General features: G+C 42.2%; 9 protein-coding genes. 2 read left to right on the forward strand and 7 right to left on the reverse strand.

Going from position 1 to position 12,001, the window contains the following annotated elements; all coding sequences use genetic code 11:
• Nucleotides 1–21 precede the first annotated feature (21 nt).
• Both coxB and cyoE read right to left on the reverse strand, forming a co-directional pair.
• Nucleotides 22–1,098, reverse strand: coding sequence for a cytochrome c oxidase subunit II (coxB, locus tag AM506_RS01080; RefSeq protein WP_060669958.1), 1,077 nt, complete (start codon nt 1,096–1,098; stop codon nt 22–24).
• A 101-nt stretch (nt 1,099–1,199) separates the two neighbouring features.
• On the reverse strand, nt 1,200–2,114 hold the full coding sequence (gene cyoE / locus AM506_RS01085; RefSeq protein WP_060669960.1) for a heme o synthase: 915 nt from the start codon (nt 2,112–2,114) through the stop codon (nt 1,200–1,202).
• Nucleotides 2,115–2,592: 478 nt separating this feature from the next.
• Here cyoE and AM506_RS01090 point away from each other — a divergent pair, with 478 nt between their 5' ends.
• Nucleotides 2,593–3,510: a COX15/CtaA family protein gene (locus AM506_RS01090; protein WP_268788363.1), complete on the forward strand. Its 918-nt coding sequence runs from the start codon at nt 2,593–2,595 to the stop codon at nt 3,508–3,510.
• A gap of 41 nt (nt 3,511–3,551) precedes the next feature.
• Here AM506_RS01090 and pyc read toward each other — a convergent pair whose 3' ends face one another.
• The 4 genes from pyc to glsA all read right to left on the reverse strand — a co-directional run bounded on the left by pyc (nt 3,552) and on the right by glsA (nt 9,865).
• The gene (gene pyc / locus AM506_RS01095) at nt 3,552–6,992 is read right to left on the reverse strand and encodes a pyruvate carboxylase (protein WP_060669962.1); all 3,441 of its coding nucleotides are present in this window, start codon (nt 6,990–6,992) and stop codon (nt 3,552–3,554) included.
• A gap of 142 nt (nt 6,993–7,134) precedes the next feature.
• Complete coding sequence (gene ftsW / locus AM506_RS01100) at nt 7,135–8,352, reverse strand: putative lipid II flippase FtsW (RefSeq protein WP_060669964.1); 1,218 nt, start codon at nt 8,350–8,352, stop codon at nt 7,135–7,137.
• A gap of 112 nt (nt 8,353–8,464) precedes the next feature.
• Nucleotides 8,465–8,746: a YlaN family protein gene (locus AM506_RS01105; protein ID WP_034755973.1), complete on the reverse strand. Its 282-nt coding sequence runs from the start codon at nt 8,744–8,746 to the stop codon at nt 8,465–8,467.
• Between the two features lie 195 nt (nt 8,747–8,941).
• Nucleotides 8,942–9,865: a glutaminase A gene (gene glsA, locus AM506_RS01110; RefSeq protein WP_060670674.1), complete on the reverse strand. Its 924-nt coding sequence runs from the start codon at nt 9,863–9,865 to the stop codon at nt 8,942–8,944.
• A 139-nt stretch (nt 9,866–10,004) separates the two neighbouring features.
• Here glsA and AM506_RS01115 point away from each other — a divergent pair, with 139 nt between their 5' ends.
• Entirely contained in the window at nt 10,005–10,502 is a 498-nt protein-coding gene (locus AM506_RS01115; protein ID WP_060669966.1) for a hypothetical protein, read from the forward strand.
• A 78-nt stretch (nt 10,503–10,580) separates the two neighbouring features.
• Here AM506_RS01115 and AM506_RS01120 read toward each other — a convergent pair whose 3' ends face one another.
• Entirely contained in the window at nt 10,581–11,909 is a 1,329-nt protein-coding gene (locus AM506_RS01120) for a PhoH family protein (protein ID WP_060669967.1), read from the reverse strand.
• Between the last annotated feature and the right edge of the window lie 92 nt (nt 11,910–12,001).

Raw genomic sequence — 12,001 nt, forward strand, 5'->3', positions numbered from 1 at the left:
CTCCCTTTTACTAATCCCCAATTAATCTTGAACCTTTAAGCCCATTAAATACTCTGCAAGTGCATCAATTTCATCTTCCTGCAGGTTACCATATGTACCTGTCATTTTATTACCTGGTTTGTACTGCTCAGGATCTGAAATCCAATTTTTCAACTCTTCTTTATTATGATCTAAAACACCAGCGATACGTGAACGCTCACCGAAGTTAGATAAGTTAGGAGCAAGTCGAGCAGATTCAGGTCTTCCATCCTGTGGTGATACTGCGTGACAGCTTAAGCATTTTTTGCTGAAGATTTCTTGTCCTTGTTGGGCCAGATCAGAAGTCGGTTTCGGTTCTCCTGCATTTTTCATATCTTCAACCCATGCTGTAAACTCTTCTTTGGGAAGCGCTTTAACTTTGAAGTCCATTAAAGCGTGGGAAGGACCGCATAACTCAGCACATTTTCCGTAGAATAATCCGCCTGCTTCTTTAGCCTTATCCCCATCGAATTCAAGGAAGAATTTGTTCACACCATCTACGTTTGTATCAATCTTACCCCCTGCTGCAGGAATCCAGAATGAATGTTTTACATCTGATGCTGTCACATTGAAATATACTTTTTGATCAGTCGGGACAACTAAGTCTTGAGATGTAATGATCTTTTCATCAGGATACTCGAACTCCCACCAGTAAAGGTTGGCACGTACATTTACGACCAATGCGTCACGATTTCCGTCTTTATCCTTTTTATCCATCGCCTTTGTATCCGCTAACTGGAACGTTGCTGTAACAGTCGGGACAGCAAGGATAAGAAGTAGGATGATCGGGATAACGGTCCACACAATTTCAAGTGTGTGACTGCCTTCTACCTGCTTAGGGATTTTTGTATCCCCTTTCTTTCTACGGAAACGAATGATCGCAACCATATAGACAACCATGACTACAATGATGACCAATACCATAATTAATGTAGCAAGTATCATCAAATCATATTGTGTCTGTGCTACTTCACCAGCTGGCTGCAGTGTGGAGAGAAATGGCTCTCCACAGCCAGAAAGAACTAGCGCTAACATTGCTACAATTGAAAATAAGCGCCACTTAGATAGCCTTGCTTTCATAGCTTAATCAAACCCCTCTTTCATGTAATGTACTTTGAATAAAACAAGGACCCATAAAAATATCTATTTGGATTTCTTAACAGAAAGAATTCCCACTAATCTTAAAGTACCGTAACGATGACCATCGCTACGAACAAGATAGTCAAGTAATTTAATGAATAGACAAACATAAGCTTTGACCACTTAATATCGTCTTTCATCTTATACCCCGCAAGACCAAGTGCGAGCCAGCCGATGTTAAAGGCCGTTGCCAGAATAAAGAAGAACATTCCGAGATCCATCAAGAAGAAAGGAAGGGGTAAAAGGGCCGCAACCCATGCTACGATATGGTGCTTGGTTGTAGCGAATCCTTTCACTACTGGAAGCATCGGTATATTAGCTGCTCTATATTCCTCCACTCTTTTCATCGCTAACGCGTAGAAATGAGGAGGCTGCCAGATAAACATCATAAGAAACAGCACCCAGGCAATTACATCCAGGTTTGCATCTACAGCTGCCCAGCCGATTAGCGGCGGAACCGCACCTGAGATACTTCCAACGATTGTGTTGCTTACATATTTTCTTTTTGACCACATTGTATATAATACAACGTAACTAAATACCCCGATCAACCCAATGACCCCCGCAGTGATGGTGGTCATGAATAACATGATGAGACCGACCACAATCATGATAAACCCAAGGGTCAATGCCTTTGGTCCATTGATCTTGCCGGTAACGGTTGGACGTTCCTTCGTTCTTTCCATCAGATGATCGATATCCCGATCATATACATTGTTGATGGAGCAGGACCCCGCAATAATAAGGGAAGAACCTATCAACGTAAGAAACATGATATCCAGGGAATTTAGAAAGTGTGTATTCGTAAAATAAAAGGCTAACCACATACCTGTAAAGGTTGTAATTAAATTGGAATTAACGATCCCAATTTTAATGAGCGCTAAAAAATCCTTCCAAGCAGTTGAAGCTGTCACATCTGCTTTTTCAACGTCTGTCACTATTTGACTGTTAGACATTTTCTCTCTCCTCTCTATAAAAGGCAAGAGGTTTGTTGCCACCTCTATACTATATAGGAAATGATTAACTATTTCTATATTCATCTATAAATTCATCCACAGATAAGAAATAGTATATATGCTATCAATATTATATTAAACCATATATTTTTTCCTTTTTGGGGGAGAATTAGACAATTATGTGAAGAAATTGTGAAGAAAGAAAGACGCAGAAGGTTCTTCATATTTCTACAAACATTTTAATCCCATCATATCATAAAACTTCGCTAAGCGCTTACAGATTTTGTTTTTACGGAAATTAGTCCTTCCCTACTATTACTATTCTCTATTCTTCCAAGATAAATGCTCATAATTCTGTAACATTTTATCGGTTGAGTTTTTCATACCTATTATGTAATATCGTAGAGGCATATATATTTTTCTACTATATTTATTTATAGAAAGTGTGTAGAGTCTCTTAATTAAGAAGGTGAATAGATTGCAAAAAGGTGTTCACAAAGGATTAAAGTGGCTTGCTGTTCTAACCACTCTGGGAATGTTATTCGTGTTGTTAGGTGGAGCCCTGGTGACGAAAACGGAATCCGGAATGGGCTGCGGGCGATCTTGGCCCCTTTGTAACGGACAGTTCATTCCAAGTGATATTACATTTGAGCTTGTTATAGAATTAGCACACCGTGTTGTATCAGGCGGTGTGGGATTATTGGTTCTGGCTTTATCGATCTGGTCATGGAGATCAATTGGTTATAAACGGGAAACAAAATTCCTTGCAGCCCTTTCTTTCTTCTTTCTTGTATTGCAGGGACTAATCGGCGCTGCAGCTGTATTATGGGGGCAATCCGATTTCGTCCTGGCCATCCACTTTGGAATTTCCCTTATTTCTTTTGCTTCCATATTATTATTAACACTGCTGATTTTTGAAGTCGACCAGAAATTTGATGCGAATTCATTGGTCATCAACAAACGGATGCGATTTCATACGGTTGGTGTGACGATTTATAGTTATCTTGTTGTTTATACCGGCGCTCTTGTAAGGCATACGGAGTCCAGCCTGGTGTGCAAGGATTGGCCATTATGCGTCAACTCCTCCCCAAGCCTCCCCGCTAACCTTTACGAATGGATTCAAATGGGACACAGGGCAGCAGCTGGCTTCATTTTCTTATGGATTGCCTATATCACGTACATTGCCGTTAAAGAGCATAAGCATCAGAAAGTGATCTACTGGGGATGGGTCATTGCTTTTACCCTGGTTTGTCTTCAAGTAATAAGTGGTGCACTAGTAGTGTTCACAAGACTGAATCTCTCGATTGCCTTAATGCATGCTTTGATTATTTCTTGTCTGTTTGGATTATTATGTTATTTCAATCTTCTTGCTTCAAGAAGTAAACGAAAGCAATAGAAAAAAGGATTCCGGGTTCATATACCGGAATCCTTTTTTCATTATGCTTTATTCACTTCGATCAATAAATCTCCCGGGCTGATGGCATCCCCGTTTTGCACATAGATATCTTTAACTACTCCTGCAAAAGGTGCCTGAACGGTTGTTTCCATCTTCATGGCTTCAGTAATCATTAGATGATCACCCTTTTCAACCGCTTCTCCTTTTCCTGCGATGACCCTTATAACGGTTCCAGGCATAGAAGCCCCGATATGATTTTCATTTTTCACATCAGCCTTCATTTTGGCCGCCACAGTAGATTTAATACTTTCGTCCTTAATGACCACTTCACGGGCCTGACCATTAAGTTCGAAGTAAACAATACGCGTACCATCTGCCTGAGCCTGGCCAATCGAGACAAGCTTCACAATGAGTGTCTTCCCGGTTTCGATTTCCACTTCTATTTCTTCACCCAGTCTCATCCCAAACAAGAATGTAGGGGTATCAAGGACTGAGATATCTCCGAATTGATCCATAGTTTGCGCGTATTCCATGAATACTTTCGGATATAGGGCATATCCAAGGGCATCAAAACTCGTGACCGGACGCTCGAGGTCTTCAAAGAGTTTTTCTTTCAGGGCTGAGAAGTCCACATCATCCAGCAGTTCTCCAGGTCGAACGGTCAGCGGATTGCGCCCTTTCAAAATCACGTTCTGTAATTCCTTCGGAAAGCCTCCATGAGGCTGCCCCAGGGACCCTTCAAATAATTCAACCACTGAATCAGGGAAATCGATTTTCTCACCTTTTTCAAGTACGTCTGTTTCGGACAAATCGTTTTGAACCATGAACAAAGCCATGTCTCCGACGACTTTAGAAGAAGGAGTCACCTTGACTATGTCCCCGAAGAGATGGTTGACCCTTGCATACATGTCTTTTACTTCTTCCCAGCGGTGGCCGAGCCCAACTGCTTTTGCCTGCTGCTGCAGATTGCTGTATTGTCCACCGGGCATCTCATGTTTGTAAACTTCTGAATGCGGCGACATCATCCCGCTCTCAAAATCTGTATAATATTTCCGGACATCTTCCCAATAGTGGGAGAGGGTTTCCAGGGAATCGATGTTTACATTCGGTTCTCTTTCCGTACCCTTTAATGCATAATACAACGTATTGGCACTCGGTTGGGACGTCAGGCCGGACATGGTGCTAAGGGCCGTATCGACAATGTCGACACCGGCTTCGACGGCTCTTGCGTATGTGTAGATCCCGTTCCCGCTCGTATCGTGTGTATGCAGGTGAATAGGCAGGCTGACTGTGTCTTTCAGTTCGGAAATCAAGCGGTAGGCTGACTGTGGCTTCAACAGTCCCGCCATATCTTTGATTGCCAGAATATGTGCACCACTCGCTTCGAGTTCTTTGGCCATATTCTTATAGTAATCGATATTATATTTTGTACGTGTCGGGTCATCTATATCACCGGTGTAGCAAATGGCCGCTTCTGCGATTTTTCCGCTTTGTCTCACGGCATCGATCGCCACTTCCATTCCTTTGACCCAGTTTAAGCTGTCAAAGATCCTGAAGACGTCGATCCCGGCAAACGCTGACTTTTCGACGAATTCCCTTATCACATTATCAGGATAGTTCTTATACCCTACCGCATTGGATGCTCTAAGGAGCATTTGGAATAATACATTTGGGATACGCTCTCTCAGTGTCAATAATCGATTCCATGGGTCTTCCTTAAGAAAACGGTAAGCTACATCGAATGTTGCCCCTCCCCACATTTCATATGAGAACATATCCGGCAGTAACTTCGATGTCGGTTCCGCTATTTGCTTCAGATCATTGGTTCTGACACGGGTCGCCAGTAATGATTGATGGGCGTCACGGAATGTTGTATCAGTGAGGAGTACAGCATTCTGTTCTCTGACCCAATTCACCAGTCCGTCCGCCCCGTGCTGATCCAGGATTTGCTTAGTTCCGGGTTGAAACTCTTTCTTTACATCAAGGGTCGGTACCCGGGGTTTTTGGAAAACAGGTTTTTTCTTTTTCTCTACTCCCGGGAAGCCATTAACGGTTACGTTTCCGATATACGAAAGCATTTTCGTTCCACGGTCTTTCCTTTTCGGAAAAATGAATAGTTCAGGAGTCGTATCGATAAACGAAGTATCATACTTCCCTGTAATAAAATTTTCATGTTTCACGACATTTTCCAAAAACGGGATATTCGTCTTGATCCCCCGTATTCTAAATTCTTGAAGATTTCTGACCATTTTGGACGCAGCTTGTTCGAATGTAAGAGCCCACGTGGAAAGCTTCACCAGAAGGGAATCGTAATAAGGTGTAATGACCGCACCCTGGAATCCATTCCCTGCATCGAGACGGACCCCGAATCCCCCACCTGACCGGTACGCCATGATTTTCCCGGTATCAGGCATAAAGTTGTTCAACGGGTCCTCCGTTGTCACACGGGATTGAATAGCAAATCCATTTGTCCTGATGTCATCCTGAAGAGGGATACCAAGCTTGTCGCTGTGCAGGGCATAACCTTCCGCAATCATCAATTGTGATTGTACAATATCCACTCCTGTCACCATTTCCGTAATGGTATGTTCCACTTGCACACGTGGATTTACTTCGATGAAGTAGAACTGATCATTCGCTACCAGGAATTCAACGGTCCCGGCGTTCACGTACTTCACATTATCCATTAACCGTACGGCTGCGACGCAGATATCTTCTCTCAGTTGTTCACTCAAGGAAACGGATGGCGCAATTTCCACTACCTTTTGATGACGCCTCTGAATGGAACAATCACGCTCATATAAGTGAACGATATTTCCGTCATGATCTCCAAGAATCTGGACTTCAATATGCTTCGGATTTTCAACAAACTTCTCCACATAAATTTCATCGTTCCCAAACGCTGCCTTGGCTTCTGATTTCGCCCGCTCATAGGCTTCTTTTAAGCTTTCAAGGTTTCGTACGATACGCATTCCGCGTCCACCGCCGCCCAATGAGGCTTTAATGATGATCGGGAAACCATTTTCCTTTCCAAAGCTGATGACTTCTTCCAGTGTATCTACAGGACCATCTGTGCCCGGAATGACCGGAATATTAGCAAGTTGGGCCTGATGACGCGCCTTAACCTTGTCACCAAACATATTCAAGTGCTCAGAATGAGGTCCAACAAAGGTGATTCCTTCTTCTTCACAACGTCTGGCAAAATGGATATTTTCAGACAGGAAGCCATATCCCGGGTGGATGGCATCCACATCTGCAGTCTTTGCAATTCGGATGATCCCTTCTATATCCAGATAAGCATCAATAGGTTTTTTCCCCTCACCTATTAAGTAGGCTTCATCTGCTTTATAACGGTGATATGACCCTGAATCTTCTTTACTATAGATTGCTACGGTCCTAATATTCAGTTCCGTACATGCACGGAACACACGGATGGCAATTTCTCCGCGGTTTGCTACCAGTACTTTTTTAATTCGTTTCAATACACTCTCTCCTTTTGGCTATTCATGATTGAAATTCTACCTATTGAAGTCTATTAAAAAAGGGCTGACCCCGAAGATAATTAAGAAGTATCTTAGGGGGCAGACCCTAGACTTAGAGTTTTAGATACTCTATCAAAGTGACCTACATTTTTACACCATATATTTTTTTGCTATTATCCTTATTCTCCAAAGGATAGTCATTTTCCTTCTTTGTTTTATATTTTTCTTCATATTTTACAAACATCGACACATTTACGAGGACACCCATCGACAAAGATAGCACCAACAGGGACGACCCACCGTAACTGATGAAAGGGAGCGGAACCCCTGTGATCGGGAGTAATCCCGAAGCACCACCCAGATTGATAAATGCCTGGATCCCAATCATGCTGGAGATTCCTATCGCAAGCATAGTGCCGAAAGGATCCTGGCATTTCACCCCGGTATAGATCCCCCTGAGTACAATATAAGCAAGGCCAAGGATGACCAAGCTCACTCCGATGACCCCTAACTCTTCAGCAATAATCGCAATGATAAAGTCAGTCTGGGGTTCTGGCAAATAGCCCAGCTTCTGAACACTTTGTCCCAATCCAAGTCCTTTCACTCCTCCGCCACCGATAGCAAGATAGGAATTAACCAGTTGATATCCCTCTCCTTGAGCGTCATTAAAAGGAGATAGATAGGCATCGATCCGGCTTAATCTCTCTTTGGTGAAGATAAAATCCCGTGCCAGATAGATGATCGGTGCTAATATTACCAAGCCACCCGTTGCAATGCCCGCTAATTTGAAGAAAGTTTTGTAATTGATACCTGAGCACATAATAACAATGGAACCAATCGCGAAAATAATAGCTGCGGTACCAAAGTCCGGCTCCAAAAACACCAAAAAGCAAATGAACACTAAAAATACAAGAGGTGGTGCCAGTCCCTTATTAAGATTGTCTATGTATGCCTGCTTCTTGGAGTAAACAGAGCCAAGGTAAATGATGACAGCCAGTTTTGCGAATTCTGAAGGTTGTATGGGCATAAACCCTAAATTAATCCAGCTTTTCGCATTATTCACCTCATATCCAAAAAGATGGACTGCCAATAATAACCCTATAATCACGATCATTAAACTTTTAATAATCTTCCCAAACTGAAAAGCTTTGTAAGGAAACCAGGCAGCGATGGTGAAAACACTGAATCCTATAATAATGTTAACCATCTGCTTTTTGTAGAAATGGTCGCTGTCCCAGCCAAACCGTTCTACCGCCATGACCATACTGGCACTATAAATCATGACAAGGCCAAATAAACAAAGGAATACATACACAGCGATTAACGAATAATCGTAGGATTTTGCTATTTTTTTAATCATGACATTTCAATCCTTTTTCTCTTATATCATTTTCATCTTTTAAGATCATTCATTCCTTAACAAAAAAACTCAAACAACAGATCTATGTATTGTTTGAGTTGTCATGACTATTTTACTTTTTTGTAGATGCTTCATGAAGGGCAGAAAGTTGTCTTTCCAAAGAATCAATCAGATCTTTTCCATCTTGATCATCTACAAGCCCTAAGCGGACCGCAAATTCTATTTCACGAGATAATCCGAACATTTGGGTATCCAATACTTCCTCATATAGAGGACATTGGGGCATCGTTAAATTATCCATTTGCACTTTAATAAGTTGTAATATCTTTTCTGCGTCGGCCTTTAATAGTTCATAGGCTTTTTCCCGATGATTGATTGTCATTTCTGACGCCACAGTGATCCCCCCATTCCGAACAAATAACCTTCCTGTCTTAAAATTTTATCGTTAAATCGCATAAATTGCAAGAAAAATAAGTGTTTTCCTCGGGATTCAATGACAGAATTTCGAACAATTTTCAAATGGGAAATAGGGGCGTTCCCATCGCGTAATGCGCCCTCTTTTATTTACGGTATGAACCATTTTTACAGGTCAAAATATACTCCATGAGTGTTCATCACTGAGCATTTCGAGAAGCTTCAGCCCGGCGATGCTATTTCCTACATCATCGAGTGCCGGACCGAAGATCCCTATTCCGCATTTACCGGGAACCGAGCCCATGATGCCGCCGGATACGCCACTTTTCGCGGGAATCCCCACCTTAATGGCAAACTCCCCGGAGGTATTATACATCCCGCATGTCACCATGAATGTTTTACATACTCTTGCCACATCCCTCGTAATCAATTGGCGGCCGCTCTCCGGATCGATTCCATCATTGGCGAATACCGCTCCCATCTTTGCAAGGTCCACACAGTTCATCTCCACTGCACATTGCTTCGTGTAAAGGACGAGTAGATCTTCGACATTTCCCGTGATCACTCCATGCTGCTTCATGAAATAGCAAAGGGATCGGTTCAGATTGGCCGTTTGCAATTCTGAATATGCAACATCTTCATTATATGAGACCGTTTCACCCGTCATATGATTTATGAATTCGATTAAGCGTTGCCATTTCTCCATACCTGTGTTGCCCTTGATCATATTTGTTACAGCCAGTGCCCCTGCATTGATCATGGGATTAAGGGGCTTTGACGGCTTGTGGGTTTCGAGCTTCGCTATGGAGTTGAATGGATCTCCTGTAGGTTCCATTCCAACCTTGGAAAAAACGTACTCTTCCCCATAGTCCATTAGCACGAGTGCAAGGGTGATAACCTTTGAAATGCTTTGAAGTGTGAATTTCTTTAAATGATCCCCGGCATAACAGGAGTTATTATCCAATGTGTAAATGCTGATTGCCAGATCATGGGGATTTTGATCCTTAAGTGCGGGTATGTACTCTGCAACTTTTCCTTCAGATGCGAAGGGTCTCGCCTTTTCAACTAATCCTTCCAACCATTCCTGAGTGTTTACCATATATCCAACAGCTCCTTTTGTCCTACTTATCATTTCCCTATTTTCATTCATTGAAAACGCTGAAAATGCTTTCATCAGAATGTGACAAACCTTCTCTTAACATATATACTGATACTATCAGCGAGAGGAGGAGTCAGAAGTGGAAAGTATCATACCGATAAAAGGGAAAGTGAAATTTCCAATTACATTGGATGCGGGAGTTTGGATATTTGATGATCGTAAAGTGGATTTAACTACATATTTTGACGATACAACAGAAAAAGCAGATGAGTTGGAAGAATATACAAAGGCCGTTTCAAAGCACTGGTCCAGGGAGATTCAAGAAGGTGCAACCTATCCGCCAACTTTGAAAACAGAGAAGAGATATGAGAAAGAAAAGATTCTTAACGGGACATTCGCCATCCCTTTTGCACCTTTTTTAAAAAATGCAGAACCACTTCCTGAAGGGGTGTCCATCGTGATTGAAACCGAAACCGGGGATCACTGTCTGGATTTAAACCAGGCTGATCAACTGTTGATCGGATTTTCTAAAGAAGGCAAGCCACTCAGGGAAGACGGACCCGTTCACGTTTATTTTATGGATGGTTCGAACAGGGACAAGCCGATTACCGATGTCAAGGCATTTCGAGTGGAATAATCATAACGCACGAAAAAACCGGTTCAGTAACATCTGAACCGGTTTTTTCATACATTATAATTGTGTGATTTTAGATGCTTACAATATATCCGCAGCAAGCTGTGCTAATCCCGATCTTTCACCCTTCATAAGCTTCACATGCCCGGCTAATTTTTGATCTTTGAATTTCTCGACTACATATGTCAGCCCATTATTATATTCATCAAGATATGGGTGATCGATTTGAGCCGGATCTCCCATCAAGACAATTTTACTCCGCTCCCCAACACGTGTCAGAATTGTTTTTACCTCATGCTTCGTCAGGTTCTGAGCTTCATCTATGATGATATATTGATCAGGAATGCTTCTTCCTCGTATATACGTCAATGCTTCCACCTCGATGGATCCCATCCCGGCAAGGATATCATCCAGTTCACCCGGCTTTTTTGTATTGAACAGGTATTCGAGGTTGTCATAAATTGGCTGCATCCAAGGTCTCAGCTTTTCTTGCTTTTCACCTGGAAGATAGCCAATATCTTTGCCAACCGGAACAATTGGGCGGGCAACGAGTAATTTATTGAATTTATTAAAGTCTTCCGTCTGTAAAAGTCCGGCAGCCAGTGCTAAGAGCGTTTTACCGGTCCCGGCTTTCCCTATCATGGTCACTAAGGAAATATCATCCCGCAATAGTAACTCCGTTGCCATCGTTTGCTGTACATTCCTCGCTTTAATTCCCCACATATGTTCTTGGTCATAGACCAGTTTCTTCACCTTGAGACCGGTTGAATCCACCATTCCCAGCGCAGATGCAGAACTTCCCAGTGCATCTTTCATAATGAGGAATTGATGGGAATAAAATCGTTGTTTCGTTATATCCGTAAGGGTCAGTTCCCCTTTATCATAAAATGTATTGAGAAATTCTCTCTCCGTATATAATTCGATAAATCCGGTATAAATATCATTCACTTCGATGACCCTGTCACTCAGGAAGTCCTCAGCTTGCAAACCCAAAGCATCTGCCTTGACCCTGACCAGGGTATCTTTACTGACAAGGATAACCGATTTCCCATCCTTTTTAGCTTCTTCCTCGAGTGAAAGATTTTTAGCTACGGCGATGATCCGATTATCGTTTGTTTTCTCGACAAATATATCTTGAAGCTGCTGAAAGGAGCGGTGATTTAGTTCAATCCGTAAAGAACCACCTGTATAAAGTGGAATTTTTTCATGGAGCTTTCCTTCTTGCCGTAAATTATCTATCAGTTTCGATACATGTCTTGCGTTTCTTCCGATTTCATCCATATAACGCTTTTTGGAGTCCACTTCTTCTAAAACGACTGCAGGTATAACCACCTCATTATCCTGGAAAGAAAAGATGGCTTGTGGATCTTGTAATAAGACATTGGTATCTAATACATAAATTTTATTCAAATCGATGCCTCCTGCTCCTGATTTCTTATTACTATTGTATGTAGCCTATGATGTTCCGGTTATTCCCAGCTACTCAAATAGGACGGCCCGTT

Source organism: Rossellomorea vietnamensis (genome assembly GCF_001305855.1).
GTDB classification, from domain to species: Bacteria; Bacillota; Bacilli; order Bacillales; family Bacillaceae_B; genus Rossellomorea; species Rossellomorea vietnamensis_A.